Source organism: Marinimicrobium sp. UBA4509, from assembly GCF_002388575.1.
GTDB lineage: Bacteria > Pseudomonadota > Gammaproteobacteria > Pseudomonadales > Cellvibrionaceae > Marinimicrobium > Marinimicrobium koreense.
In genome coordinates this window covers 98,834-124,844 of sequence record NZ_DGMV01000008.1, presented here as the reverse complement: position 1 = coordinate 124,844, position 26,011 = coordinate 98,834, and the positions used below count along the sequence as shown (strand labels likewise).

At 59.3% G+C, this 26,011-nt stretch carries 23 protein-coding genes; 9 read left to right on the top strand and 14 right to left on the bottom strand.

Annotated features, from left to right (window positions below):
* Nucleotides 1–91: 91 nt before the first annotated feature.
* From B3520_RS01270 to B3520_RS01255, 4 genes are all read right to left on the bottom strand, one after another.
* A complete protein-coding gene (locus tag B3520_RS01270) occupies nt 92–988 on the bottom strand; it encodes a hydroxypyruvate isomerase family protein (RefSeq protein WP_286807092.1) in 897 nt (298 codons plus the stop codon).
* Between the two features lie 37 nt (nt 989–1,025).
* Entirely contained in the window at nt 1,026–1,760 is a 735-nt protein-coding gene (locus tag B3520_RS01265; RefSeq protein ID WP_286807091.1) for a SapC family protein, read from the bottom strand.
* 29 nt (nt 1,761–1,789) lie between these two features.
* Nucleotides 1,790–3,310, bottom strand: a complete 1,521-nt coding sequence (locus B3520_RS01260; RefSeq protein ID WP_286875143.1) for a tryptophan halogenase family protein — start codon at nt 3,308–3,310, stop codon at nt 1,790–1,792.
* A gap of 156 nt (nt 3,311–3,466) precedes the next feature.
* The gene (locus B3520_RS01255; protein ID WP_286875141.1) at nt 3,467–6,439 is read right to left on the bottom strand and encodes a TonB-dependent receptor; all 2,973 of its coding nucleotides are present in this window, start codon (nt 6,437–6,439) and stop codon (nt 3,467–3,469) included.
* Between the two features lie 456 nt (nt 6,440–6,895).
* Between B3520_RS01255 and B3520_RS01250 the strand changes: the two genes are divergently transcribed.
* Nucleotides 6,896–7,432: a hypothetical protein gene (locus tag B3520_RS01250; RefSeq protein ID WP_286807085.1), complete on the top strand. Its 537-nt coding sequence runs from the start codon at nt 6,896–6,898 to the stop codon at nt 7,430–7,432.
* A gap of 42 nt (nt 7,433–7,474) precedes the next feature.
* Here B3520_RS01250 and B3520_RS01245 read toward each other — a convergent pair whose 3' ends face one another.
* From B3520_RS01245 to B3520_RS01230, 4 genes are all read right to left on the bottom strand, one after another.
* Complete coding sequence (locus B3520_RS01245; protein ID WP_286807084.1) at nt 7,475–7,786, bottom strand: DUF4156 domain-containing protein; 312 nt, start codon at nt 7,784–7,786, stop codon at nt 7,475–7,477.
* Nucleotides 7,787–7,959: 173 nt separating this feature from the next.
* Nucleotides 7,960–9,384, bottom strand: a complete 1,425-nt coding sequence (locus B3520_RS01240) for a PepSY-associated TM helix domain-containing protein (RefSeq protein WP_286807083.1) — start codon at nt 9,382–9,384, stop codon at nt 7,960–7,962.
* Nucleotides 9,385–9,396: 12 nt separating this feature from the next.
* Nucleotides 9,397–9,951, bottom strand: a complete 555-nt coding sequence (locus tag B3520_RS01235; RefSeq protein ID WP_286807081.1) for a hypothetical protein — start codon at nt 9,949–9,951, stop codon at nt 9,397–9,399.
* Between the two features lie 3 nt (nt 9,952–9,954).
* Entirely contained in the window at nt 9,955–12,135 is a 2,181-nt protein-coding gene (locus tag B3520_RS01230; protein WP_286807080.1) for a TonB-dependent receptor, read from the bottom strand.
* 255 nt (nt 12,136–12,390) lie between these two features.
* On the opposite strand from B3520_RS01230, the gene B3520_RS01225 reads away from it, so the two are divergent.
* The 3 genes from B3520_RS01225 (at nt 12,391) to B3520_RS01215 (ending at nt 17,285) form a co-directional block, all read left to right on the top strand.
* A complete protein-coding gene (locus B3520_RS01225; protein ID WP_286807079.1) occupies nt 12,391–13,458 on the top strand; it encodes an efflux RND transporter periplasmic adaptor subunit in 1,068 nt (355 codons plus the stop codon).
* A 15-nt stretch (nt 13,459–13,473) separates the two neighbouring features.
* Nucleotides 13,474–16,602 (top strand): efflux RND transporter permease subunit, encoded by a 3,129-nt coding sequence (locus B3520_RS01220; RefSeq protein WP_123639324.1) that lies wholly within the window; start codon nt 13,474–13,476, stop codon nt 16,600–16,602.
* A gap of 119 nt (nt 16,603–16,721) precedes the next feature.
* Nucleotides 16,722–17,285 carry a BLUF domain-containing protein gene (locus B3520_RS01215; RefSeq protein WP_286807078.1) on the top strand — a complete coding sequence of 188 codons (564 nt, stop codon included), beginning with the start codon at nt 16,722–16,724 and terminating at the stop codon, nt 17,283–17,285.
* Nucleotides 17,286–17,289: 4 nt separating this feature from the next.
* Here the strand turns inward: B3520_RS01215 and B3520_RS01210 are convergent, their stop codons facing one another.
* From B3520_RS01210 to B3520_RS01200, 3 genes are all read right to left on the bottom strand, one after another.
* On the bottom strand, nt 17,290–17,838 hold the full coding sequence (locus B3520_RS01210) for a DUF2058 domain-containing protein (RefSeq protein ID WP_286807076.1): 549 nt from the start codon (nt 17,836–17,838) through the stop codon (nt 17,290–17,292).
* A 91-nt stretch (nt 17,839–17,929) separates the two neighbouring features.
* Nucleotides 17,930–19,138: a methyl-accepting chemotaxis protein gene (locus tag B3520_RS01205; RefSeq protein WP_286807075.1), complete on the bottom strand. Its 1,209-nt coding sequence runs from the start codon at nt 19,136–19,138 to the stop codon at nt 17,930–17,932.
* Nucleotides 19,139–19,315: 177 nt separating this feature from the next.
* A complete protein-coding gene (locus B3520_RS01200) occupies nt 19,316–21,523 on the bottom strand; it encodes an FdhF/YdeP family oxidoreductase (RefSeq protein WP_286807074.1) in 2,208 nt (735 codons plus the stop codon).
* A gap of 20 nt (nt 21,524–21,543) precedes the next feature.
* Here B3520_RS01200 and B3520_RS01195 point away from each other — a divergent pair, with 20 nt between their 5' ends.
* Both B3520_RS01195 and B3520_RS01190 read left to right on the top strand, forming a co-directional pair.
* Nucleotides 21,544–21,864 carry an acylphosphatase gene (locus B3520_RS01195; protein ID WP_286807073.1) on the top strand — a complete coding sequence of 107 codons (321 nt, stop codon included), beginning with the start codon at nt 21,544–21,546 and terminating at the stop codon, nt 21,862–21,864.
* Nucleotides 21,865–21,882: 18 nt separating this feature from the next.
* Nucleotides 21,883–22,053 carry a DUF2256 domain-containing protein gene (locus B3520_RS01190; protein WP_286807072.1) on the top strand — a complete coding sequence of 57 codons (171 nt, stop codon included), beginning with the start codon at nt 21,883–21,885 and terminating at the stop codon, nt 22,051–22,053.
* 85 nt (nt 22,054–22,138) lie between these two features.
* Here B3520_RS01190 and B3520_RS01185 read toward each other — a convergent pair whose 3' ends face one another.
* Nucleotides 22,139–22,750 carry a DNA-3-methyladenine glycosylase I gene (locus tag B3520_RS01185; RefSeq protein ID WP_286807071.1) on the bottom strand — a complete coding sequence of 204 codons (612 nt, stop codon included), beginning with the start codon at nt 22,748–22,750 and terminating at the stop codon, nt 22,139–22,141.
* 2 nt (nt 22,751–22,752) lie between these two features.
* Nucleotides 22,753–23,757: a Gfo/Idh/MocA family protein gene (locus tag B3520_RS01180; RefSeq protein ID WP_286807070.1), complete on the bottom strand. Its 1,005-nt coding sequence runs from the start codon at nt 23,755–23,757 to the stop codon at nt 22,753–22,755.
* Between the two features lie 115 nt (nt 23,758–23,872).
* On the opposite strand from B3520_RS01180, the gene B3520_RS01175 reads away from it, so the two are divergent.
* The 3 genes from B3520_RS01175 (at nt 23,873) to B3520_RS01165 (ending at nt 25,328) form a co-directional block, all read left to right on the top strand.
* Nucleotides 23,873–24,154: a peptidylprolyl isomerase gene (locus B3520_RS01175; RefSeq protein ID WP_123639311.1), complete on the top strand. Its 282-nt coding sequence runs from the start codon at nt 23,873–23,875 to the stop codon at nt 24,152–24,154.
* Between the two features lie 258 nt (nt 24,155–24,412).
* The gene (locus tag B3520_RS01170; protein WP_286807069.1) at nt 24,413–25,009 is read left to right on the top strand and encodes a hypothetical protein; all 597 of its coding nucleotides are present in this window, start codon (nt 24,413–24,415) and stop codon (nt 25,007–25,009) included.
* Between the two features lies 1 nt (nt 25,010).
* The gene (locus B3520_RS01165; RefSeq protein WP_024462016.1) at nt 25,011–25,328 is read left to right on the top strand and encodes a winged helix-turn-helix domain-containing protein; all 318 of its coding nucleotides are present in this window, start codon (nt 25,011–25,013) and stop codon (nt 25,326–25,328) included.
* A gap of 79 nt (nt 25,329–25,407) precedes the next feature.
* Here the strand turns inward: B3520_RS01165 and B3520_RS01160 are convergent, their stop codons facing one another.
* Nucleotides 25,408–25,884: a methylated-DNA--[protein]-cysteine S-methyltransferase gene (locus B3520_RS01160; protein ID WP_024462017.1), complete on the bottom strand. Its 477-nt coding sequence runs from the start codon at nt 25,882–25,884 to the stop codon at nt 25,408–25,410.
* Nucleotides 25,885–26,011: the final 127 nt, after the last annotated feature.

Here is a 26,011-nt window from a genome sequence, read left to right as displayed (position 1 = left end):
GGACAGATACAAGGGTGGATAAGGGCGATAGCCCGTCATCCACCGCTTGGCTTCCTTTCCACGCTACGTCTTCTGAAAATCGATCACTATCTTAAACGTCACAGATCTTGATCGCCGCTTTCAATGACTCAACCTTCTCCTCATCCGTCGCCCGCGCCGGAATAAATTCCTGGGCCACGTACCCTTTGAAATCCACCTCCTGAATGGCCCGCATGATTGCCGGATAGTACAGCTCCTGGGAGTCGTCAATCTCGTGACGTCCCGGTACCCCGGCGGTGTGGTAGTGGCCGAAATATTGATGGTTGTCGCGAATGGTACGGATGATGTCACCTTCCATGATCTGCATATGATAGATATCGTAAAGCAGTTTGAAGTTTGGTGAATCCAGCCGCTTACACAGTTCAATACCCCAGGCCGAGCTGTCACACAGATAATCGGGATGGTCCACCTTACTGTTGAACAACTCCATCTGCAGCACAACGCCGCGCTTCTCGGCCTGTGCCAGAACTTTCTTCAAGCCTGTGACGGCGGCTTTCAGACCATCTTCCGGGTCCATGCCCCGAGCGTTACCGCTGAAACAGATCAGGTTGGTGTAACCCGCGTCGCTGACCAGATCAATGTGCTTACGATAGCTTTCGATCAGGGCACTGTGGTGCTCGGCATTACCAAACCCTTCCTCAAGGCTAAGCTCGGCACCGTTACACATGGACGAGTCCACCCCATGCTTTTTGAGAATGTGCCACTCCTTGGGGCCGATCAGGTCGATGGCCGAAAAGCCGATTCGTTTGACCAACTGGCAGAGTTCCTCCACGGAGAGGAAATCGTAGGTCCACCGTGCCACCGAGTGGCGAATATTACCCTTGAGCTGATGAGATTGTCCGTGGTGGTCGGCCAGTGCCCGGGGTCCCAGAGCGCTCAGGCTGGTAACGCCAAAAGCGCTGGCGACGGCACCGCGCAGCAGGGCGCGGCGGTTGAGAGAGTCAGTCATGGTTACAGTCCTCTTATGGTTTTGTTGTGGTTACCCCTCAGCGGCGCTGAAGCGTAATTTTCTGAATCGGATTGACCGAATTGTGTTCCTTGTGTCGCTGAATAAGACGGTTCAGCTGGAAGAGGGAGGTCAGCATGCTGTTCATGGCCATCAGGTAACCCCGTTTCTGGAGTTCCAGCAGTTCTTTGTCAGACAGCGACGATAACCTGTCCTGATCCAGTGTGTACAGTCCTTCAAGAGTTCGGCTCTTACCGTCTTTGTACAGCACGGTGATACTGATGGGCTGAATGAGGTTCAGCCCATTGAGGTGTTGGCAGAAAGCCCGGGTGGCCGCAGCGCCGGAGAGGTCTTCATGCAGGGCATTTTCGATTGCTTTGAGATAGTCCGTCGGCTGGCCTTGATCGTCGTAAAGTCCGGCTCCGGAATCCGAAAGGTCTTCAGCCCGAACCGCGAGGCTGACGCCTTCTGGGCCGTCGGCTCTGGTGAGCCGCACCGGGTAGGTCCGAATGGACAAAGGCGTATAGACGCCCTGCCATCCCTCATCACCCACAAAAAGGTTGGATTCCGGCTCAAGGGACGTCAGTGCAGTGATATCCCATTCTCCGAACTGGGGGTCTTTGGTGATCAGCACCGGAAAACAGCAGCCCGCGTTTCCGACCTCGGGAACCCTTAGTCGAACCACCTGGGCCTGGCGAAAATCATTGATCGCGCGCCGGGTATCTATAAACCGGTGCTTATGCTCTGAGGGTGATAGTGGAATCAATGTTGACATTGTAACTCCGGGAATCGATGAGTGTTCAGTCAGGCGGCCTGGCCCAACCAGCGGTCGATCAGGTCGCGGTGGCTCGGCAGCGAATCCAGAAGCTGCCGGGTAAGCTGTTGATTGCGGGTGAAGACCTGCTGGGCCAGTCGCTGTTGATCATACAGCCAGGCCTGACTGGAGAAGTCGGGTCTGAAGCCCATGCCATAAAGAACATACTGATAGCTGGCGGCGGGGAACAGCTCCAGAGCGCTGTCAAAGTCCGCGGTCTGGGGCCCACGGGTTGCCCAGACCGCAAGATCCTCCTTAAGGCTGTCGGGAATGCTGGCCGGGTCCCGGTGCGCCTTCCAGTATGACTCGGGGCGATCGTTCAGCATGTAGTGCAGCTTCAGGAAATCGATGATTCGCTGCCAGCGGTAGGCCATTGCCTGGTTGAACCGTTTCTCCATGATGGCCATGGTGTGGCGGTCGGCCGGCAGATTTTCAGAAATGAAACGGGCCGACAGTTCAACCAGCATGATGGCGGTGGCTTCCAGGGGCTCGACAAATCCGGCGGACATGCCGACGGCAACACAATTTTTTTTCCACCAGCAGGCCCGGTGGCCAGATGAGAACTTGATGACTCTGGAATCTGCCTTGGACTCGCTCAGGTCAAGATGCTGACGCAGGGTAAACTCGGCTTCGTCTTCGCTGATAAAATCACTGGAAAAAACATGGCCTGTGCCGCGGCGATGCGTCAACCCGATATCCCAAATCCAGCCGGCCGCTTTGGCAGTGGCCAGGGTGTGGCAGGGGATGGGACTGCGCTCGTCCGGGTAAGGCGCCTGTACGGCAATTGCGCGATCATTGAACAGGATTGAATCCATCGGCTTGAAGGGAACACCCAGTGCCTGCCCCAGGAGTCTGGACGCAAAGCCCGTGCAATCGACAAAAAAGTCTCCTTCCAGTTTCCCTGTCTGCTCCAGGGTGATCGCGTCGATAAATCCGTCACTTGACAGGGACACGTTCGACACTGTGTCAACGAGATGATGGACTCCCAGTTCATCCGTGGCGTGTTGCTTGAGTAGCTCGGCGAACTCGCCGGCATCCAGGTGATAGGCGTAATTGCAGGGCCCCTGGAAATCGGGGTCCGTCAGGGCTCTCGGCCCCAACCCCGCCTCACAGATGTGATGTTGAAAATTCGTTTCCGGCGCAAAGTGAGTCAGGTCGTTGATATAGGGCGCCAGATCCAGCCGCTCATAGGCGATTGGGACAGTGAACGGATGGTAGTAGGCATCGCCGTTTCCGGTGTGCCAGCCGATGAACTTTCCGCCCTGCTTGAAGGTGCTGTGGCAGCGGGCGAAAAAGGTTTTTTCATCGATCCCGATTTTCTGCAGCGTGTTTTTCATGGTGGGCCAGGTGCCCTCGCCCACTCCGACGGTGGGTATATCGGAAGACTCCACCAGTGTCACCTTCAGTCCGTCCGGACGGTGACCGTTATGATGGGCGGCGATCATTGCGGCGCTAAGCCAACCGGCGGTGCCTCCACCGACGACAACAACGTGACCAACGCTTTCCGTCATGATGACTCTTCTCCTGGCTTATCGTTATGGTTTTAAAACCCATGCAGTTTCAGCAAAAAAGACCCGACAGCATGATTGCTGCCGAGCCAATCAGACACTGAGCTTTCGCTTCAGAAGTCTCCATGAACCTCCGGCGTCCCTGCCGGACTCACCGGTTTAGAAACGGGCGCGCAGACCGACCGAGTAGCGAGCGCCGGTATCAAAGACCGAAATGATCTGGTCTTCCTCACGGCCGCGGCTGACCAGCTCTTCTTCGGTGACGTTCACACCCTCAAAGTATACCGAGAAGATGTCGTTCACGTCGTAGCTCGCGCTCACATCCCACTGGCCGTAGGTGTCCACCGTAAGCGGCTCGCTGGCGGGACCATTGTTGATCGCCTGCAGGAACTGCTCCCGGTTGTTGAACGCGACCCGAGCCTGGAATGGGCCACGCTCATAGAACACTACCGCATTCTGCGAGTCGCCGAGACCAATCAGGGCGAAGGTCTGATCGCGATCCTCAGATAGTTGCGCGTTACTGTCGGTTTTGGTGGCGTTCAGTGTCACACCAAAGCCATTATCCCAGAGGTGTGTCCAGGCCAGTTCCAGACCGTTGACTTCGGCGGTCTCGGCGTTGCGCGGACGGGTAACCCTCAGGGTTTCAGACAGACCGCGCAGTTCGTCGGGAAGCCCTTCGTCGGCAGCAATGTCGGCGCACTGGTCAGTGGCGCAGATGTTGTCCGGTGTCTCTGCGCGGTCGGCCAGGGTAAACTCTTCATCCGCAGCGAGGGTGACAATAAAATTCTCCACCTCTTTATTGAAGTACGCCACGGACAAATAACTGGCGTCACCGTAGTACCACTCGTACGAAATGTCCCAGTTTTCCGCGGTAAAGGGTTTGAGGTTCGGGTTGCCGCCTGACGCTGTCAGGTTCTGCAAACGAGGCTGGCCGATATTCAGCGCCGGAGACAGCTCGGTCAGGGTCGGGCGAGTAATGGTTTCATAGCTTGCAAAGCGCAATACCATATCGTCCTGAAGATCGATTTTGGCATTGATGCTGGGCAGCAGGTTGGTGTAAGAGTTGCTCTCGGTGACCTCGGTCGGCGAGCCCTCTACGGTCTCAAACAGCGTCGGGTCGCCGGTGGCGACAATATCGCTAAGAACCGTTTGCACGGCATCGACCGAGGTGGACGTTTCGGCATAACGGGCACCGACATTCACTGTCCATGGCAGATTCATGACATCACCTTCAAAGGTGAAGTCCAGATACAGGCTGGAGATATCTTCCCGAACGGTATAGCGATCGTCATTCACTGTCAGCTCAAACATGTTCCCATCCTGGAGGGCCTGCCAGGTGGTGCCAATGTCGTTGCCCCGCATTTCGTCGTTCTCGTTGGCCTTTTCCTCGGTGAGCATTACGTCGTAAAGCTCCCAGTTGTCAAAGGTCCACCAGGTATCCTGAGCGCCGGGGAAGAAGCTGGGTGCGGTGAATTTGGTCATCAGCTCTTCGGGAGCGGATGCGTAGTAACCGCCATACAGGGAGCCGTTATCAACACCCACTGAGTAGTAGGCTTTTTCCCGCTCCTGGCGGTAGGCACCGAAACGCATTGAGGTAAAGCCACTGGTATTGTAGGGCGTGTATTCAAAATCCGCGCGAAGCTCGTTGATCTCATCCTGGCTGTTGGGGCCACCGGGAGAACCAACATGCATCTTCATGATGGAGCGATCCGGGATTTCACTGCCGTTGTAGCCTTCATGGTTGGCCAATGGGCGTCCGGAGCTCAGATCAAAATCATAAGTGTTGATATGACCGATTACGCCGAAGTTCTCTTTCCCGGCCATATCGTTCTCGGCATCCGAGTAAGACACATCGAACTTGGCCACCAGCTCGTCGGTAACGTCCCACTCCACATTCAGGCCGAAGGCGTTGAGGGTGACGAACTTACTGTCCCCGTGGTTGACCACGAAATCGGTCGCGGCGCGGGTGTCTTCGGTGCCGACGTTATTCATGTAGGTGACGGTGCGGGTTTCGTTGTTGAAATCGACGTCCGTGACCCGGTTGGGCTCAAACCAGGCGGCCAGCGCGTTCAGCTTGGCGTCGACTTCATAGTTGGAGTGGAAGCCGTCGAAGGTGACCGTCACATCATCGGAGGGCGCGTACTGAAGTGAAACGTTCGCGTTGGTGCGGGTCCGCTTCTGTTGCTCGGTACGCATATCCAGGTTTCTGGGCGGCGTTACGTTGCCCGCCTGCAGATCGCCCTGTTCGTTGAACAGATTCAGTCCGGGCCGATAACCGGCGGTGAACAGGGAGTTGACGTAGTTCTCCCGCTCAGAGTGGGACACCGCCAACAAAACCCCCAGGGTGTCATCGGCAAAGGTATTACTGATCAGGCCCGATACGGTCGGGTAGGTTTTTTCATTCAGGCTCTCATAGGTGCCTTTGATCGAGCCGAACATTTCCAGGCCATTGAAATCAAACGGTCGGGCTGTCTGGACATCAATGGCCGAGCCGATGCCGCCGGACGCCATGGATGGATTGCTGGTTTTGTAGACGTTCACGCCGCGAACCAGTTCGGCCGACAGTGTGTCAAAACTGAATGCCCGGTCCTGGTTCTCGGTCGCCATCTGCCGACCGTTGACCATCACGGTATTAAAGGAGGGACCGAAACCTCGCACGGTGACCGACTGGCCTTCGCCGCCACTGCGGTCGATTGAAACGCCGGTAATCCGCTGCAGGGATTCGGCCACGTTGGTGTCGGGAAATTTACCCATGTCCTCGGCGGAAATAGCGTCAACCACGCCGGAAGAATCCCGCTTGATGTCCATGGAACGTTCGAGCGAGCCGCGAATCCCGGTTACAACCACTTCTTCAAAATTGCCGTCGGCGGCGTCCTGGGCAATGGCTTGAGCGCCTGCCAACGAAGACATGGCCACGATGATAGCGCTGGATAACTTATTCTTTTGTAGCATTGAATCTTTCCCCTTAGAGTCGTCATCGGTGCGGATAAAGAGCTTGCCGCTGCCGCTTACGGAGAGATTCAGTCCAGTGCCTTCAATCAGATGGAGCGCCGCTTCCACAATGGTGTAGTGACCTTGTAGCGGCTGGGTTTTGATATTCACCACCTGCTCGAACGGGACAATAACAGTCATATTTGACTGTTGTGCAAACTCCGTGAGCGATACGTCTGCTCTGCTTTCAGAGATGTTGAATTGTGCGGTTTCCCCCAGACGCGACGCATCCCCAGACGCATGAACTGCGCATGTGATCAGCTGGGTCAGCAGCACGGTCGGTGTTATTTTCAATTCAACGTTCTCCCCAACGGATCAGCTCCGTTGTATTACAGTGACGAACGGGTTGGTGTTTTCCGCTACAGGGTTCTGTATTTGTATCCGGTTGCGTGTTTGTTCAAAAGGGAGTAAAAGACGCTAAGGTCTTGTCTGCCGCCAGGAGTGGCGCATAATCCCTTGACGAGTATATAGTCTCATTTGCGGGTCCGCGAATGGGCCTTGGTGGTACTATAAAATAAGATGAGTGACTTTTCCCGTCGGATTCTGCCTGTGTTCAATTGGCCCGCTTTAATGGTCATAAAAACCATAAGGAATGGCTTGGTTGACCGCTCCCGAGTGGCGCTGCTGGTGCTTCTGTTTGCCGCTGGCGCAACGGCATCGGAACGCCAGTCAATAGTGCTTGCCCCCGGTTTGACGCTTCAGCCCCCCAGCGCTCTGTCGCTTGAGTCCGTCAGGAGTGATGCTGCGGACGATGCGCCGGTGTTGGTCGGGTATATCGAGGGGGCGCCGGGGTATTTTCTGGCGGCCGACAGAGTCACCGGTAAACAGCGTGTCTCGGTGCTCTGGGAAAAACTGGAAATGGAAATGCGCGGCCGCGCAGATGCGCGTTCAATCGAGGTGGAGGACCGGGGCATTTTCCTGACCCAGAGCGAGGCGAAAGTCTGGTATCGCGTTTATCGGTACCGGCTGGATGGGGTCAAACTGCGGCCGGTGTACTATTTGCTTCGGCAGGATGATCAGAGTTATTGGCTGACACTGACTACGGCGGATGGCGTAGATCTGGAAGTGGTCAAGCCTATCGTCGATGTGATTCTGAAGCGCATCATCATCAGTGGTAAGACGGGCCGCGACTGAGCCCGCGCAGTAAAGGCCCGGCGTAACCGGGCCTCGAATGTATTACTGACAGCGATAGATGGAGAATGTCTGGCGACCATCCTCAGGCTCGCCCTTGGGCACGATGGTGTCGCCACCCAGACGAATGGCTTCGTTCTTGCCCATGTTCAGCAGCTCGGTCGCCACTTTCTCTTCGCTGCGGCTGATTGGCCCGATGCTGTCGGCGACGCTGACGTTGGTGTCGCTCAGCTTCTCGCAGCCGCGCACGTTGGCCTCTTTGCCGACGACGATGTCTTCGGCTTGCTCATCCACTTTCACCCAGGTACAGGCGCTGGCCAGGCTGGCCATCAGGATCAACAGAGATAATTTTTTCATGGAGGTGTCCTCTAGCAAAGGGTAAGTGTCCGTTTGGTGCCGGTGAGACCACGTGGTGGCGGGTTGGGTTCCGGCGTTGTAGGGCATCTTATACCAAAGCCGGCGGTGGCGTCACAAGCGACTGGGCCGCAACCCTGAGGGTTGGCGGCCCGGAGCCCGGAGAGTGGAGAGGTTCAGTGTGCCGGCTGTCGCCAAGCCATCAGGCCCAGTGCCAGGGCGGCGAGCAGCAGGCCGGCGTTGATGCCCGGCGCCGCACCGGCGAAAGCATCGGCGCCGAAGCGCAGGGCGTGGCCCAGCGCGAGCAGCACCAGGCCGGCGCTGGTCAGCCCCAGCAGCCAACGCTTGGTGGGGGGATGCCGGTCGCGCCATTGCGCGAGGATCATGGCGGCCAGGATCACGCCCCAGAAAATCCACTTGGAGGGCCACTGGAGCAGCACCTGGGTGATGGCGCTGACGACAAACGCCAAGGGCGTACCCCAGACAATGCCGGTCCAGAGGTTGTTCAGGGCATCCCGGTGTTTGCGTTTTGCCAGCCAGATATTGATGCCGCTGACCGACACCACAGTCAGCGCCAGACCGAGCGCCACCCAGAGCAGTTTCACGCCCAGGCCGCCAAAGTGCCCAAAGTGGATGCGATAGACCGAGAATATCGCCTGCCGCCCGGGTTCTCCGTCGCTAAAGCCCACCTTGTTAAGGAAGTTGCCCGCGCCGTCGTAGTAAAACTGCTCGGCATAGATGAGTCGATCCGGGTAGTGAGTGCCCACCAACAGGTGCTCCTCGTCGGTATCCGGGTGCTCAACGGTGACGTAGATGGGGCGGGTGCCTTCCGGGGCGCGCTCCATGCTGTCCTGCAGGACGCGAGCTATGCCCAGAGGGCCCTCGCGCTCAGGCAGGTTCTCCGGGTGCCCACCGTACACCGTCTCAATCACCGCATCGGTATCACCGTCGTAAAAGGCTTCGGCCGCCGCCCAACTGAGCATGCTGGCGAGACCGTAAAAGGCGCCGGTCACGGCAATCATGATGTAAAAGGGCAGCCCCCAGACGCTCAGGCGGTTGTGCAGGTCGGTCTGCTCCAGGCGCGCGTTGCCCTTGCGTCGGAAGTGAAAGGCATCCTTGAACAGTCGCGGGTGGGCCAATACGCCGGAAACAATCAGCGCCAGCAGCATGGCGCCCAGCGTGCTCACCAGCACCATGCCCCAACTGCTCGGCAAGTGCAGGTACAGATGCAGGTCGGTCAGTATGTGAGTCCAGGGGTGTGCGGCGGGCTCCCCCAGGGTGCCGTCGGCATTGAGCACCCGGGCGCTGTGGTCGGACATCAACACCGTGCGGGGCATGCCGGGGCGGGGCAGCAGGACGTAGGCGTGCTCGGTGGGCTCCTGGCCCTCCATGAAACGCTGGTAGGCGCTCTGGATGGCCTCGGGGTTTACCTCGGTGTATTCCGACACCGTCGGTGTCTCCCAGCGCTCGAACTCCGGATAGAGTACGGCCAGCGTGCCGGACAGGCACACCCAATACATCAGCGCGCCGATGGCGATGCCCATCCAGCTGTGGCTGGCCAGGGAGTTTTTTACCAGTTGGGGAGATAGTCTGAAGGCCATAGGAGAGCGTCGTTATAGAAGAAAGAGGTAGCCGGCGCTAATCACGCCGGTCGCGATCAACGCCAGGGTCGGGCGCCAGAGTCGGGTGTCGGCCAGCACCCAGTAGCTGGCCAGACCCCAGAACACCGGCATCATCAACACCCCGGTCACCAGGCGGTTGACCGCTTCCCAGGGCAGCAGATCGGTGACCGTAAAGCTGAGCAGGGCACTGACAAGACCCGCTAGAGGCACACTGATCACCAGTTTGAGCACCTGCACACCCAGTAACGTGATCCGGGGCCAATTCAGAGTCCGCTGTTCCAGTTTGGTGTCCCGCGCGGGCTGTCGGTCCGGGCTGACCCAGCCGATCCAGAGCCAGGCGAGCAGGGCCGGGACGGTCAGGGCGAAGCACACGGCAAACTCCACCGGCTGGGCCCAGAGCCAGGCAATCAGTGACAGCATCAGCAGTATCCAGCCCAGACGGCGCCAGTGCGTCGGCTTGGGCAGGGGCAAACGCCAGCTGCGGTAAAGGCTCAGTACACCGGCAAAGCCGGTGGCGGTGGCCAGGGTTCCCAGTATCCAGCTCATGGTTTAAAACTCGACCGAGGCGGACAGAACCAGGCTGCGCGGCTCGGACAGCACCAGGTAGTTCGAGCCCGGGAAGCCGCCGACGGAGGCCCAATAGTTTTCATCCGACAGATTGTTCACTCGGGCTCGCAGGGTCAGGCCCCGTCCGTCCCACTCGGTCTGATAGCGGGCGCCCAGGTCCCAGCGGGTCCAGGCGGAGGCACTCACGGTGTTATCGGCATTGGCGTACTGATCATCGGTGTGAATGATCCGGGTATCCAGGGTCAGGCCGGGCAGGACGGTCAGGTCCCACTCCAGGTTCAGGTTGAGTTGGAATTCGGGTACTCCCACCGCCTGCTTGCCGTCGTAGAGGCCGCCCTGGGTCTGAGTCTGTTCACTGTCCAGGAAGGTCAGGCCACCCAGCACACGCATTGTGTCCAGCGGCTGGCCGAAAGCGCTCAGCTCCAGCCCTCGGTTGCGCTGCTCGCCGTTAACGGAAAACCGGTTGTTCTCCACATAGCCGCTGGGCAGCGCGGTATCAAACAGGCTGATGCTGCCGCCGTAGGTGTCGGCGTCGTATTTGAGCCCCACTTCGATCTGCTCGGCCTGGTAGGGCTCGAAGACTTCGCCGGCATTGTCGACCGGCTCACCGCCACTGGTGGCCGGGGCCACCTCGCCGGGCATCAGGCCCTCGATGTAGTTGCCGTACAGGGACACCTGGTCGCTGGGCTGATAGACCACGCCGGCGACCGGGGAGAGACGACCTTCGTCGTACTCCGAGGTCAGATTGCCGCTGGTGTAATCATAGCTTCGGGTGTGAATATCCTGATAGCGGGCGCCCAGCGTGACCAGCAGGGTGTCGCCAAGCAGCCCCAGCATATCGGCCAACGCGACACTCTGATTGTCCACCCGCTCGGTCACACCGGGGGCGGACAGATCACCGCCGACAAAGAAGTCGGGGGCGGGAGGGGCAACCGGTTCGGGGTTGTACAGGTTGCCGGAAAAGCCGGCAAAGTCTGAGAACGCATAAGCGTTTCGGGACTCGGAGGAGAAGTCCGTTGCCGACCCCACCAGTCGGTGGCTGACCGTGCCGGTCTGGAATTCACTTTTCACGCCGATTTCGGCGGAGCGCACAGAATCCTCCCGCACGTTATCAAACCGGTAGGTACTGGTGTTCCCTTCAGCGTCGCTGTTGGGGTTGGCCAGAATGTTGTCTTCCTCCCCCTCTCGGAGCCCGGCGGCGGCCCAGCCGGTGATGTGGTCGGTCAGGTCATACTCGGCCCGCACCACACCAAACAGTTGTTGTTCGTCGGTGTAGGTCCAGGGCTGGGCGAAATTGCGGTCCGAGTCCGGTGCCTCGGGCAGCTCGCCGGTGGGGGTCACACTGGGGCGGGGCGCATCAATGCGGTGATCCTGAAAACCCAGGTCGGCGGACAGGCGCAGGCGATCGCCCCGATAATCGGTACCGATGGCGGCGAGGGTCAGTTCCCGCTCCTGGTTCTCCACAGCGGTCTCGCCGTCCCGACGAACCAGGTTGGCGCGCACGCCGGTTTCCTGCTCAGCCCCGAAGCGTTCGCCGAAATCCAGAGCGGCGTAGCCCTGGCTCTGGCCCTCAAGGCCGAGCGTTACCCGGCGCACACCGTCCTCCGGCGCCCGCTTGGGTACCAGATTCACCGAGCCGCCGATGCCACTGCCACCGGGCGCCGCACCACTTAGGAAGGTGTTGGCACCGCGAAAGACTTCCACCCGCTCCAACAACTCCGAGGCGACGTACTGCCGGGGCAGTATGCCGTATAGACCGTTGTAGGTCATATCGTCGGAGAACACCGGAAAGCCGCGAATCACATACAGCTCCTGGAAGTTGCCAAAGCCTTTGGCCACCCGGACCACCGGGTCATTCTGGAGCACGTCCGCCACGCTGCTGGTCTGCTGGTCCAGCATCAGCTCGGCGGTGTAGTTGGTACTGGTGAACGGTGCATCCATCATGTCCAGGTTGCCGAACACGCCCACCCGGCCGCCGCGGGCCACCTGACCACCGGCATAGGCTTCGGGCAGCAGCACCTGGGAGCCGTCGGCGGTAATGACCATCTCTTCAATCCGCTCGGTCGACCCGGTCTGCGCCAGTGACGGCGAACACAGCGCACTGGCTGAAATCAGCAGGGAGAGCGATTTGAGGTTAAACAGGGACGACGAAGGATTGCGCATAGCGGGTTCGGTTCCGGAGAGTCATTGAGCAAGAGGTGTTGAATAAGGCGCATGATAACGAGATAGTTTCTCATTTACAATAAGATTTGTTTCCAGTGCTGGGTTGCTTTGTCATCAAGGCGGAGACTGCTGCCCAAAAAGCCCGACGGGTCCATGTAAATTAGTGTTAAAGCGCCTGTCGGAGTCGTCTGGTGTGCGGTGTCTGGGCGTAAAATCGAGGGCTTACCCGACGATCCCCCAACGAGCATGCACCTGATGAATAAACTCTTGGCGATGACCCTGTTGATTCTGTCTCTGTTTCCGGCCGGCGTGGCACACAGCCAGTCCGGTGATCCGGGGGTCGTCGTCCAGACCGTGGTTCAGAAACCGATCCGCAACCGCATCGAGGCGCTGGGTACGCTGCGCGGCAATGAATCCATCCACCTGACCTCCAATGTCACCAAAACGGTCACCCGCCTGAACTTTGAAGACGGTGAGCGGGTAGAAAAGGGCCGGGTGCTGGTGGAAATGACCAGTGCGGAGGAGATTGCCCTGCTCGAGGAGGCGCGCACCAACGCCGAGGACGCGGAGCGGCAGTGGCGCCGGGTGCGTTCGCTGGTGGATCAGGGGGCGGCGTCGCAATCCATGTTGGACGAGCGGCAGCGCGAATATCATTCGGCCCAGGCCCGCTACAACGCCCTTGAGGCGCGACTGGAAGACCTCCGGTTGCGTGCGCCCTTCGACGGGGTGGTGGGGCTGCGCAATATCAGCGTCGGTGCTCTGGTCACCCCGGGAGATCTGATTACCACGCTGGTGGACGATCGTCAGATGAAGCTGGATTTCACCCTGCCGGCGGTACACCTGCAAGCGGTGGAGCCGGGGCTGGAGATTCGCGCACGCAGTCGGGCCCTGGGTAACCAGCTGTTTGAAGGTGTGGTATCCAGTATCGACAATCAGGTGGATCCGGTCTCGCGGTCCTTTATGGTGCGGGCGGTGCTACCCAACGATGACGGGCAGCTCAAGCCCGGGTTGTTGATGACGGTGGAGCTGTTCACCCGCGAGCGCGAAGCGGTCATGGTGTCGGAAGCGGCGTTGATGTCCGAAGGTGGCGGCCACTATGTGTTCGTGATCGTGAACCCGGACAGTGAGCCGGTGGCGGAGCAGCGCCCCGTCAAAATTGGGCAACGGTTTTTTGGGCGAGTGGAAATTCTGGAAGGCCTGTCGGCGGGAGAAAAAGTGGTGACCCACGGGTTACAGAAAGTGCGCGCCGACCAGCCGGTGGTCATTACCGCCGAAGACAGTGGCAGCGACCCCTTACCCGAATTGCTCAATCAATCCCAATAACCGAGGAGACACGCCATGTTGTTGTCCGATGTCTCCATCAAGCGGCCGGTGTTTGCCTCGGTCATCTCCCTGATCCTGATCGCCCTGGGCCTGCTGGCCTACGATCGATTGACGTTGCGTGAATACCCGGATATCGATCCGCCTGTGGTGTCCATTCGCACCAACTACCCGGGCGCTGCGGCGGCGGTGGTGGAAACCCGTGTGACCCGACTGCTCGAAGACCGGGTGGCGGGAGTCGAGGGCATGGAGTACATCGAGTCCTCAAGCGAAAACGGCCGTTCGGATATCACCATCCGCTTTAATGTCGACCGGGACATTGATGCCGCCGCCAACGATGTGCGTGACCGGATTTCCCGCGCCCTGAACAATCTGCCCACCGAGGCCGATCCGCCGGAAGTACAGAAGGTCAGTTCCGACGAAGACGTGATTGTCTGGTTCAATCTGGCCGGCGAGGGGCGCACCGTGCCGGAGTTGTCGGATTATGCCGAACGTTACCTCTTGGACCGCTTCTCGGTCATAGACGGAGTGGCCCGCGTTCGTATCGGCGGGCAGCAGCGCTACGCCATGCGCATCTGGCTGGACCGTCAGGAAATGGCCGCTCGCGGTCTGACGGTAGCCGATGTGGAAAACCGCCTGCGCGCAGAAAACGTCGAGTTGCCCGCGGGCAGTATCGAATCGGATCAGCGGCATTTCACGGTACGAATGGCCCGGCTCTATCGGGAGGCCAGTGATTTCGATCAACTGGTACTGGCCGAGGGCAGCGATGGGTATCTGGTGCGCCTGAAAGATATCGCGCGAGTGGAAAAGGGCACCGAGGAAGACCGCAATATTTTCCGCGGTAACGGCATTCCGATGGTGGGCATCGGCATCGTCAAACAGTCCACCGCCAACACCGTGGATGTGGCCCGCGCGGCACGGGAGGAGGTCGAACGCCTCAATGAAACCCTGCCCGAGGGCATGCGCCTGGAGCAGAGTTTCGACAGCTCGGTGTTTGTCGGTCAGGCGATCAAGGAAGTGTATTACACTCTGGCGTTTGCGATCGCCATGGTGATTCTGGTGATTTACCTGTTTCTCGGCAGCGCCCGGGCCATGTTGATCCCGGCGGTGACCGTACCGGTATCGGTGATCGCCACCTTTACCGTGCTGGCGGTACTCGGCTTTTCCATCAACCTACTGACGTTGCTGGCACTGGTACTGGCCATCGGTCTGGTGGTGGACGATGCGATTGTGGTGCTGGAGAACATCGTTCGCCACATTGAGGAAAAAGGCAAACCGCCGTTGCTCGCCGCCTATCGTGGCACGCGGGAGGTGGGTTTTGCGGTGGTCACCACCACCCTGGTACTGATTTCGGTGTTTGTGCCCATCGCTTTTCTGACCGGCGATGTGGGGCGGCTGTTTTCCGAGTTTGCCCTCACCATGGCAGCGGCCGTGGGTTTCTCTTCGCTGGTGGCCCTGACGCTCTCGGCCATGCTCGCCTCCAAGCTGATCAAGAAAAAAGAAAACACCTCCTGGCTGGTGACCAAACTCGATCAGGGCATTATCTGTTTGCGTCACTATTATGGCAAAGCCCTGCACCAATGCCTGCGCCACGCGCGTATTGTGGCGGTGGTGTTTGTCGGGTTGCTGGCGGGCACCTGGTGGGTGTCGCAACAGCTGCCCCAGGAGTACGCACCGCGGGAAGACCGGGGGGCCTTTTTTGTCATTGTCGATGGTCCGGAAGGGGCGAGCTACTCCTATATGGTGGAGTACATGGACGAGATCGAAAAACGCCTGATGAAATACGTCGACCAGGGGGAGATGGCCCGTCTGCTGGTCCGTGCGCCCCGGGCCTGGGGGGCACTGGAGCGGTTTAACAGCGGCATTGTGATTGCGACCCTGACCGACTGGTCCGAGCGGCGCAGCGGTTTTGACATCATGGATGATGTGCGTGCGGATCTGGCCGACTTGCCGGGCGTGACGGCCTTTCCGGTGATGCGTCAGGGCTTTGGTTCGTCCACCCAGAAGCCGCTGCAGTTTGTGATCGGTGGTGGCTCCTATGAGGAGTTGGCCGAATGGCGGGATATCCTGCTGGAAAAAATCGAAGCGGATAATCCGGGGTTGACGGGCATTGACTGGGATTACAAGGAAACCCGTCCGCAGGTCGAGGTGATTGTCGATCAGGACCGCGCCGCCGACCTGGGTGTGAGTGTGGCCAACGTCGGGCGCACGCTGGAAACCATGATGGGCTCGCGTCGGGTCACCACCTTCATTGAAGACGGCGAAGAATACGAGGTGATGCTCGAAGGTGAGCGAAGTGAACAGCGCACACTGGACAGCCTGGAGAATATTTTTGTGCGTTCCGAACGCAGTGGCGAGCTGGTGCCCCTGGCGAGTCTGGTAGAGCTGCGGGAGTTTGCCGACGCCGCTACGCTGCGACGCTATAACCGGATTCGAGCCATCACCATTGAAGCCAACCTGACCGATGGCCTCACCCTGGGGAATGCCCTGACGCATATGGAAGGCCTGGTGGCGGAGCACCTGCCGGAGAATGCGGTGATCGACTACAAGGGCCAGTCCCGCGATTACAAACTGGCCGGCGGCTCGGTGGCCTTTATTTTCATGATCGGGATTCTGATCACCTTCCTGGTGCTGGCTGCACAGTTCGAGAGTTATATTCACCCCTTCGTAATCATGCTGACGGTGCCACTGGCCATGCTCGGGGGGCTGTTGGGGTTATACCTTACCGGCAACTCGCTCAACCTTTACTCCCAGATTGGTCTGGTCATGTTGGTGGGGCTCGCGGCCAAAAACGGCATTCTGATTGTGGAGTTTGCCAACCAGTTGCGGGACCGGGGGATCGCCTTTGACGAGGCCTTGGAGCAGGCCTCCCTGGCCCGTCTGCGGCCCATCCTGATGACCGGCATCACCACAGCGGTGGGTGCCGTGCCCCTGGTGATGTCCTCGGGCGCCGGCTCGGAAACCCGGGCGGTGATCGGGGTGGTGGTGATTTCCGGGGTCCTGGCGGCCACGCTGTTTACCCTGTTTATCGTGCCCACGGCCTACAGTCTGCTGGCCCGCCATACCGGTTCGCCCAACGATGTGAAACGCGAGCTGGAACGGGTGGCGGATGAGTACGATCGCAAACAGCAGAAGCATCCCTCCTGATGAACTGAGGTGCCAGGGATGGCACGCTTTTCCACTTTTTTGCCGGGCCGGCCATCCAGACCGATCGCCAGTGCGTATATAGAAGCACTCTCAATAACGCACAAATGGAGCCTTCTCCCATGACCGATCTCGTTCAGGTGGTTTACATCAGCCGGGCCACGTTCAAAGCCATGCCCGCCTCCGGCGGTGTGGAGCCGCACGTGGCGCGCATTCTGCAACAGTCCCGCACCAACAACCCCCGCCTGGGGCTCGGCGGTGTGCTTTATTATGGGGAGGGGTGTTTCTTTCAGTGTCTGGAAGGTGAGCGCGAAGTGGTGGATAAAATGCTCGCCAAGCTGAAAGGCGATGATCGCCACAAGGACTTCAAGGTCGTGCTCCAGCGCAATATCACCGAGCGGCAGTTTACCGACTGGTCCATGAAGTACATTCCCACCAATGCCGCGGTGAAAGGGTTATTGGCACGGGCAGGGTATGACCGGTTTGATCCCTACCAGTTCGACCAGAAAACCATTGAAGACCTGCTGACCACCTTCCGCGAACTGCGCGCTCAGGCCGATCGGGCCATTCCCAGTCACGCCGCCCAGCCCGAGGTGCGGGCCAACGAGTCGGGTGCCATGCCCTATGTGGTGGCTGGCGTGGTGGTGTTGGCGTGTGCCGTAGCGGTGGGCTGGTTCGTGTTATAGCGAGTTACCACATCAGGTCGTCGGGGATCACGTAGTCCTTGTAGGGATCGTCCTCGTCGACCGCTTCTTGGGTTTTCTGATTTGCGACCACAATATAGTTCGGGTCGCGCTCGGCGATCTTGTCGGATACCACTTTCGGAATCAGTTCGTAGTTCTCCCCGGCGCGGACCACAATGAGTTGGCCGCGGATGATCTGTTGTTGCACCCGAGGGCTGACCAGCAGCTTTTTGATCTTGGTGCCGTCGGTAAAGTTGTACTCCACTTCCCCGTCACCGCTGCCGCGCTTGGCCTGTTTGTGGGTCTGAATCAACTGGCGGATTTGCGCTTCAATGGCTTTTTTCTCGGCGGCGGCCTGGCGTTCGCGGTTCAGTGCCCGATCCCGTTCGGCCTTCTCTTCGCGAGCCGCCTGCGCCGACTGTCGGATTTCCGCGTGGGGGTCCTCACCGGTATGGCGGGCCTGCTTTTTCTGTTTACGCTGCTCTTTCTTAACCTGCTTGGCCTTCTTGTCGTCCACCAGTCCGGCTTTCTGCAGTTGATCCTGTAGGGAGGGCATAATCGTTACCGTATGGGTTGTGCTCGTTGGCGGTCATTATGCCAGCTTGGCGCCCATCGAGAAACGACGGGCGCCTTAGTGGCGGAGTACACTAGACTTTAAGCGCCGCCAACTGCTGTCCCAGGCTCTGGGTGTCTTTCTGTAGGTGCCGCGCGGAGTTACGCAGCTCGCCGCTGGTGCGGGTGCTCTCGTCCGCAACGCGGGAGATGTTGGTGATGTTCTGATCGATCTCCTGAGCCACCTGGGACTGCTCCTGAGCGGCGGTGGCGATCAGGGTGCTCATTTCCTGAATCCGGTCGATGGCTTCCACCACGTGCTCCAGCGCCTGGTTGGCCTCGCTGATCTGCTCGGCACTGGCGTGGGCCTTTTCGGTACTCGAGGCCATGGAGGTCACCGCCCGGTTGGATTGCTTCTGCAGGCGCTCAATGATTTCCTGAATGTCCGCCGTGGACTGCTGGGTGCGCTGGGCCAGGGTGCGCACCTCGTCCGCCACCACGGCAAAGCCGCGCCCCTGTTCCCCCGCCCGGGCCGCTTCAATGGCGGCGTTCAGGGCCAGCAGGTTGGTCTGCTCGGCTATGCCGGTAATCACGGTCAGTACCTTGCCGATTTCCTGACTGTTGCGGTCCAACTCCTGCATGATGCCGACGGTGTCGCTCATGGTGGTGTTCAGTTCATCAAAGGTCCGGTGAGTGTTGCGCACCACGCCGTGGGTGCGGCCAACCTCCCGGTTGGCATCATCGGCTTGAGCGGCGGCGTCGCTGGCATGGCTGGCCACTTCCCCGACACTGGCGGACATCTCGTTCATCGCCGAGGCGGCCTGCTCCAACTCACGACTCTGGCTCTGGCTGCTCTGCTCGGTGTTCGCCGCGGCCTGCTCGAGGGTCTCCATCTGGGTGACGATGGTCCCAGAGAGCTGTTGAATCCCCCGGGTCAGGTCGCCCACCCGCTGGATCACCGTGTTGTAGGCGGAAAACATCTGGCCCACTTCATTGTCGCTGGCTTCTTCGATTATAGGGCTGGCGAAGTCACCTGCGCTCATCTTGTTCAAGTGTTTACGCAGTAAGGTCACTTGTTGCACAAGCCAGGTCAGTCCCAACTGATGAGTAATCAGCGCGACGACCACGATACCTGTATTCAGGAGCGGAATCAGGCTGGAAGGGTTCGATCGATAGCTGAGGACTGCGGAAGTCATCGCCAGCGCAATGATCACCAGAAAGGACACCGCGAACTGAGCGTTGATGGATTTGAAGCCTAGAGCACGCATCAGTGCGTTCAGTGCAAAGGCAAGCTGGTTGCGCATGGGTAAGAGACCACCGTCAGAGAAAGGAGAATGTCGTGAGTGCGGCCGAGGCGGGCTCGACATCAAAGGCTATCGGCACAGAGGGGGCATTATTGAGGGAAATCGGCTCGGGATAAACCCGGGCCGCGGCGTTATCGGCGCCGGTTTTGACGCAGGTCAAACCTCAGGCGGAATGAATTATGCGCCAGCTTCCAGTCGCACCGGAACGGACTTGAACGCCGGAGTCTGACTGCGGGGATCCTGCTCGGTGCCGATCAGAATGTTCGCCTCCGGGTAGTAGGCGAGCAGGGAGCCAGCGGGCAGGTTGAACGGGTAGACCGTCAGGTTTTCCATCACCCCGTGAGCCGAACGCAAAGTGGCTTTGTCGCCGGCTTTCAGGCTCAGGTGTTCCCGGTCTTCCGGCCCCACCAACACACACCAGCGGTGCTCGGTGCCCCGGTAACTGTCGGACTCTTCGTAAATGATGGAGTTGAACTGCCCCTCACTGCGGATACTGGCCAGGGTAAAAGGAAAATCCGGCTCTCGGGCGACCGGCAGAGAGTGCACCTGAAAACGGGCCTTTCCGTTGGGGGTGTTGAAGGTTGGCGATGTCAGCAGGCGACCGCCAATGGTGAATTCCTGATGGCTGGTGCCGATATCGGCCAGCGCCTCCATGCCGGGCACCGTTGCGGCTATGGCGGAACGCACCCGGTCGTGTTCCCGAAGGGCCCCGAAATCAAAAGGCCCGGCGGGCAGTAAGCGCTTACCCAGTTCCGCCAGAATGGCCACCTCCGAGCGCACATTGGTCAGGCGGCGAATACCGCCATCGCTCAGCCGTACATAGTTGAACATGGATTCCTGGGTGGTGCTCTGGGGCTCTTCGTCCCGGGCGGTCACTGGCAGAATCAGAGCTTCGCTGTGCTCCATGCCGTGAATGTGCCCCTGGTTCAGGGTGGTGGTCAGATACAGCTTGAAACCCACCCGGTCCAGCGCCCGCTGGGCAAAGGTCGAATCCGGTGTCGCGGCGTAGAGGTTGCCGCCCATCAGCAGGGCCGCGTCCATGTCCCCGGCGTCGGCGGCGCGCAGGCAGGCGAGGGTGTCCAGCCCCTGAGTGCGTGGAAGTTCCAGATCAAAATGTGATTCCAGCGCCGCCAGCACATCCTCGGAGAGCACCGGTTTTACACCGATGGTGCCGATGCCCTGCACGTTGCTGTGGCCCCGCAAAGGCAGCAGGCCCGCCGACGGTTTGCCCAGCATGCCGCGCAACAGCGCCAGATTGGCGATGGCCTCGACATTGTCCACCCCATTGCGGTGGTGGGTGATGCCCATGCCCCAGGCAAACACCGCGTGCTCGGCCCGGGCGTAGTCGGTGGCCAGGGCTTCGATATCGGTTTGGCTGAGGCCACAGGCGGACGTCAGCGACGCCCAGTCCGTCTGTTCCAGATCCGTACGGTAGGCATCGAAGCCTTCGGTGTGGGCTTCAATAAAAGTGGTATCCAGCGCATGTTGCTCGAGCAGGGCTTTGCCCACGGCTTTAAGCAGAGCGAGGTCCGAGCCAATGTTTGGCTGCACATAGCGGGAGGCGATCCAGGTGCCGCCACTCAACATGGAGCGGGCACTTTTGGGTACGGCAAAGCGCACCAGCCCCGGCTCCCTGGCCGGGTTGATCACAATCACCTGGCCACCGCGTTCGCGGCAGTGCTGCAGCTGGTGCACAAAGCGGGGGTGATTGGAGGCCGGGTTAGCGCCAATCACAAAAATCAGGTCCGCGCCGCCCAGGTCTTCCAGGCTGATGGTGGCCGTGCCGGTGCCGATCACGTTACCCAAGCCCACGCCCGTGGCCTGGTGGCAATAATAGGAGCAATTGTTGACGTTGTTGGTGCCATACAGTCGGGCCAGCAACTGCAACACAAAGCCCGCCTCGTTGGAGGAGCGGCCGGAGGAGTAGAAAAAACTGCGGTTGGGGTCGGTGGCCGCGAACCGCTCGGCGGCCAATGTCAGGGCCTGATCCCAGTCCATGGGCTGGTAGCGATTACTGCCGGCGGGCTTGTACAGCGGCGTGTTCAACCGCCCGAGGTGTTCCAGCTCATGGGCGGAGAGCTCTTTGAAATCATCCAGCGTATGCTCGAACAGCTCGTCGGGGATGGGTGGCTGGATATCCGAGGACTGGGCCTGAATGCTTTTATTGCACACCGAGGGGAACTCATCCAGCTCGTTGGTCATACCCCCGTGCTGGCCGCCCATGCCCAGCCCGCAGGCCTTACAGGTATTGCGTGCCTTGAGTGCCTTGGTGGAGTTGAGCAGCCCGATCCGGCTCAGGGTGCGCAGCGTATACAGCACCTTCTTGGGGCCACCCCCGACAATGGTGATGGGGTCGGCAGAGGTTTCGGAGGCACGCTCGGACATGGCAGACTCTTGGGTTACGAATGGCAACTGACAGACTATGCCGAACCGGCAAGCGAGGCAATACGTTGATTGACGCTAAACACTATCTGATTCACGGGCGGGTCCAGGGCGTTTCCTATCGCGCCAATACCCAACGCAAAGCCCGGGAGCTGGGTCTCACCGGCTGGGTTCGCAACTTGCCCGATGGCCAGGTCGAAGCGCTGGCTCAGGGGGCTCCCGAAACACTGCAAACCTTCGAAACCTGGCTTTGGCAGGGCCCGGCGCTGGCAGAGGTCACTCGGGTGGAGGTCAGCGAGGCCGAGGGCGAGCCGGCCGGTTCAGATTTCATCGTGCGCGACTGATCCGCTGGATCCATTCTCATGGCCAAAGCCCGTAAAAAGCGCGACCTCCCCACCAAAACCTGCCCGGTCTGTGAGCGGCCTTTCACCTGGCGGAAGAAATGGGAGAAGGATTGGGAAAACGTCAAATACTGCTCCGAGCGCTGCCGCCGAACCGGTACCAGGCTCGACGAATCGCGTAGGCCGGATTAGCGAAGCGTAATCCGACAAGAACCCGCTACGGCAACCCAGTAGGTCGGATTAGTGCGCAGCACGTAATCCGACAGATCCCTCCCGATCACGCTCCAGGCCGCTTAAACCGCTTACGCGCCCGATCAATCTCCGGCCGCATACAACACTCGTGGGCATGATCATTCACCAAACCCATCGACTGCATAAACGCATACACCGTGGTCGGCCCGACAAACTTCCAGCCGCGCTTCTTGAGATCTTTTGATAAAGCGACCGACTCCGGCGAGGTGCTCAGCGTCTGCGGATCCACATCCGGTTTCTCCTGGGGCTCAAAACGCCACACGTAGGCCGCTAATGAGCCCTCCTCGGAAACCAATGTTTTGGCCCGCTGCGCGTTATTGATCACCGCCTCGATCTTGCCCCGATGACGAACAATGCCGGCGTCTTCCAATAAACGCTCAACATCCTTCTCGGTAAAGCGGGCCACCTTGTGAAAATCAAAGTTCTTGAACGCCTTGCGGAAGTTGTCCCGCTTGGCCAGAATCGTGCGCCAGCTCAAACCGGACTGGAAGCTCTCCAGGCACAGCTTCTCAAACAGGTGGCGATCGTCATCCACGGGAAAGCCCCACTCCCGATCGTGATACTCAAAAAACTCCGGTGCCGCCTTGCACCAGAAACAGCGCGGCTGGCCATCGGGGCCGGGTACCGTATTGGTCATCGTCATACTCCTTTATTCTCAAATGCATATTGCAGAGGCAGCTGCCGCCGTATTTCGTCCATGATCGCCATAATGTCTACCGTTTCTGCCACGGGAATCACCGGGCTTTCTCTCAGGCCGGCGCGCAGGCAGCGGGCGGCTTCCCGGACCTGAAATATAAAGCCGTTGTCCGCGTTTTCCGTGCGGATGGTCTCTTCGCGGTCGATGGTTCGATCCTTCAAATACTTGACGGTAAAGGCGTCGCTCTGCTGAAACTCCGGGTAGTCAATATAGCCCTTGTCACCAAAGAACAGCGCTTCCTGACGCATCAACAGATTGAAACTGGTGTTTACCGTGGCAATGCAGCCCGAGGGGAAAACGAACTGGTAGGAGGCGATTTCATCGACGCCGGTGTCGCTGAACCGGGCGGTGGCGTGAATGCTGGCGGGCCGTTCGCCCAGCACGTAGCAGAGCATACTGATCGGGTAGATGCCCATATCCAGCGTGACGCCACCGGCCAGTGCCGGATCAAACAGTCGTCCCCGGTAATGCTCCGGGGCAATGCCACCGAAATTGATCGTGGCGACTTTCACTTCGCCAATGGTGTGGTTCCTGATGGCCTCACGCAGCGCTTTCATACTGGGCAAAAACCGGGTCCAGATAGCCTCCATCAGAAAGCAGCTCTTGTCCTTGGCGGCATCCTTCAGACGACGGGCCTGCTCGGCGTTGACGGTAAAGGGCTTTTCGATTACCAGGTGTTTACCGTGCTCCAGTGCCATGAGCGCATTGTCCGCGTGGAAGTTGTGTGTCGTGGCAATATAGATGACGTCAACATCTTCGCGCTCCACCAGCGACTCATAGGTGTCGGCCTCGATGGCATACTCGCGGGCGAACGCTTCGGCTTTTTCCGGGGATTTGGAGGCGACGGAGATCAGCGCGTTGTCCGCCTCCAACTGAATGGCTTCGGCCATTTTATGAGCGATGACACCCGCACCGATAATACCCCAGCGAATCGTCTTGTCTGACACAATAAGTTCTCCTGTTGATGAGCGCTCTCACGGTAACCCATTGCGGGCTGGATCTGAACCGGGATACCGATTATCGTATGCCCTCAATGTTCACCCATGACAAAGAGATACGATTATGCCTCAAGCAGCCGCACGTCACATCCTGGTCGACAGCGAAGCCACCTGTAATGAATTGAAAGCCAAAATCGAAGCCGGTGAGGATTTTGCCAAACTGGCGCAGGATCACTCCAAGTGCCCCTCGGGCCGCAATGGGGGTGACCTGGGCACCTTTGGTCCGGGCCAAATGGTACCGGAGTTCGACAAGGTGGTTTTCAGCGCGCCGGTCAACGAAGTGCAGGGCCCGGTAAAGACCCAGTTCGGTTACCACCTGCTGGAAGTCACTCAGCGCCAGGACTGAGCCTGATCGAATCGTCAGCGGCACCCATGGGGTGCCGTTCCCCTCGCTATCCCCCTTCTGCCCCCAGTCTAAATCCAGTCTGACCCTTAACTCTGGAGGCAAGCGCCCAGCCCGGCAGTGGAATTTAAGTTGACGGATCATCCAAAACAAAGTACTTTGAAAAACAAAGCATAGATGTAATCAGCGGCTATTGAGAAGTGGGCTTACGCCAGAGCGCTGAGAGATGTTTTTACTCTTTTGGCTAATAAGGAGAGCGTGATGACTGAACGTGCACAAAGCGACCTGGCTTACATTCGGGAGCTGATGAGCGAAACCCGCCGGGCGGCCTGTATCAGTGGCGGCTATTTCATAGTTTGGGGCGTCGTGGTGAGCGCGGGGCTCCTGCTGACCTGGTTACAGGTGGTCGGTGTTCTACCCTATGCACCCTACGCGACCTGGGTGCCCTGCATCACCCTGGGCATGCTCGGGAATGTCATTCTGGTGCGCCGGGATAGGCGCGAACCGGTGCAGACCTACGCGGGACGGCTAATTGGCATGGTCTGGGTAGCGCTGGGTATCACCCAGCTGTTGTTCTTTTTTGTGGGGCTGGGGCAAGGGGCCTTGCCAGGCGCCTACCTTCCTGCCGTATTTGGTGGGCTGATTGCCGTGGGCATCTTTCTTACCGGCATACTGGCGGGGCTTGGCTGGTTGCGAAACATGGCCTTTGGCTGGTGGCTTGGGTCTCTGGCAATGTTTATCTGGCCGGGTGAAACCGCCATTTTATTGATGGGTGTCTTGTTGTTGCTGTTCTACGTGCTGCCCGGCGTACTCTTGATTCGGATGCGTCACCATCGGTTGGACGCGGTGGGAGCCTGAGGTGTCGGATTTTGACCATACCCAGATCGACGATCTGATTCACTCGCGCATTCGCTTGGCGGTCATCGCCGTACTGGCCGGCGTTGATAAAGCAGAGTTCACCTTTATCCGCGACCGGGTCAAAACCACTGACGGTAACTTGAGCACTCATTTACGCAAGCTGGAAGGTCGTCGGTACGTGGCAATTGAAAAACGCTTTGACGGCCGCAAACCGGTCACCGAGGTATCTCTGACCGAGTCCGGCCGAGAGGCGTTTGAGCGCTATTTAGCGCACCTCGAGTCAATGCTTGGGGCAGCGCAAGGCAGGGGCCAAAGCTGAAGGCGGTATCATCGACCGCCCGCGGCCAGAAGGACGTCGCGCAAGTGGTCGAACCCGTTGTCTGGTTCTGCCGGAAGCGTTACAGAGCGGGTGCACCGCGCCGCTCAAGCGCCAGCAACCAGGCTTTGCGTTCAACACCGCCGGCATAGCCGGTCAGCTTGCCGTCTTTACCGATAACCCGGTGGCAGGGCACTACAATGGCAATCGGGTTAGCGCCGTTGGCGGCGCCGACGGCCCGGACGGCCTTGAGTCGCTGGATGAGTTTTGCCTGTTCGGCATAGGACCGGGTCTCGCCGTAGGGAATGGTCAGCAGGGCTTGCCAGCAGGCCCGTTGGAAGTCGGTGCCTGCGGCGGCCAATGGCAGGTCGAACGCCCTGCGCTGACCGGCGAAATAGTCACTCAGTTGTTGGCGGGCGAGTCGGGTCAGGGCGTTGTCTGGCTGGGCGGATGCCGTACCGGCATCGATAAAATCGATGTGGGTGATGGCATCGTCACCGCCGAGAATGCGCACCGTGCCGATCGGTGTGTCCAGCAGGCTTTGGTAACGGGCTGTCATAACAGACTCCACAGATAAACGGTCAGATAACTCTGCCAGGGTGAGGCATCCTCGGGCCGCCATCGGCGGCTTTTTTCCCCCAGCGCTTTTTGCACACCAAGATCGGACCCGAGCCAGACATCACTGT

Excerpts from the sequence above, each read along its gene's own strand:
- B3520_RS01210 (WP_286807076.1), bottom strand. The coding sequence starts at position 17,838 with ATGCCCTCCCTACAGGATCAACTGCAGAAAGCCGGACTGGTGGACGAC.
- B3520_RS01270 (WP_286807092.1), bottom strand. The coding sequence starts at position 988 with ATGACTGACTCTCTCAACCGCCGCGCCCTGCTGCGCGGTGCCGTCGCC.
- B3520_RS01175 (WP_123639311.1), top strand. The coding sequence starts at position 23,873 with ATGCCTCAAGCAGCCGCACGTCACATCCTGGTCGACAGCGAAGCCACC.
- B3520_RS01230 (WP_286807080.1), bottom strand. The coding sequence starts at position 12,135 with ATGCGCAATCCTTCGTCGTCCCTGTTTAACCTCAAATCGCTCTCCCTG.
- B3520_RS01260 (WP_286875143.1), bottom strand. The coding sequence starts at position 3,310 with ATGACGGAAAGCGTTGGTCACGTTGTTGTCGTCGGTGGAGGCACCGCC.
- B3520_RS01215 (WP_286807078.1), top strand. The coding sequence starts at position 16,722 with ATGACCGATCTCGTTCAGGTGGTTTACATCAGCCGGGCCACGTTCAAA.
- B3520_RS01170 (WP_286807069.1), top strand. The coding sequence starts at position 24,413 with ATGACTGAACGTGCACAAAGCGACCTGGCTTACATTCGGGAGCTGATG.
- B3520_RS01185 (WP_286807071.1), bottom strand. The coding sequence starts at position 22,750 with ATGACCAATACGGTACCCGGCCCCGATGGCCAGCCGCGCTGTTTCTGG.
- B3520_RS01240 (WP_286807083.1), bottom strand. The coding sequence starts at position 9,384 with ATGGCCTTCAGACTATCTCCCCAACTGGTAAAAAACTCCCTGGCCAGC.
- B3520_RS01190 (WP_286807072.1), top strand. The coding sequence starts at position 21,883 with ATGGCCAAAGCCCGTAAAAAGCGCGACCTCCCCACCAAAACCTGCCCG.
- B3520_RS01255 (WP_286875141.1), bottom strand. The coding sequence starts at position 6,439 with ATGACTGTTATTGTCCCGTTCGAGCAGGTGGTGAATATCAAAACCCAG.
- B3520_RS01200 (WP_286807074.1), bottom strand. The coding sequence starts at position 21,523 with ATGTCCGAGCGTGCCTCCGAAACCTCTGCCGACCCCATCACCATTGTC.
- B3520_RS01195 (WP_286807073.1), top strand. The coding sequence starts at position 21,544 with ATGGCAACTGACAGACTATGCCGAACCGGCAAGCGAGGCAATACGTTG.
- B3520_RS01235 (WP_286807081.1), bottom strand. The coding sequence starts at position 9,951 with ATGAGCTGGATACTGGGAACCCTGGCCACCGCCACCGGCTTTGCCGGT.
- B3520_RS01160 (WP_024462017.1), bottom strand. The coding sequence starts at position 25,884 with ATGACAGCCCGTTACCAAAGCCTGCTGGACACACCGATCGGCACGGTG.
- B3520_RS01220 (WP_123639324.1), top strand. The coding sequence starts at position 13,474 with ATGTTGTTGTCCGATGTCTCCATCAAGCGGCCGGTGTTTGCCTCGGTC.
- B3520_RS01205 (WP_286807075.1), bottom strand. The coding sequence starts at position 19,138 with ATGCGCAACCAGCTTGCCTTTGCACTGAACGCACTGATGCGTGCTCTA.
- B3520_RS01245 (WP_286807084.1), bottom strand. The coding sequence starts at position 7,786 with ATGAAAAAATTATCTCTGTTGATCCTGATGGCCAGCCTGGCCAGCGCC.
- B3520_RS01225 (WP_286807079.1), top strand. The coding sequence starts at position 12,391 with ATGAATAAACTCTTGGCGATGACCCTGTTGATTCTGTCTCTGTTTCCG.
- B3520_RS01265 (WP_286807091.1), bottom strand. The coding sequence starts at position 1,760 with ATGTCAACATTGATTCCACTATCACCCTCAGAGCATAAGCACCGGTTT.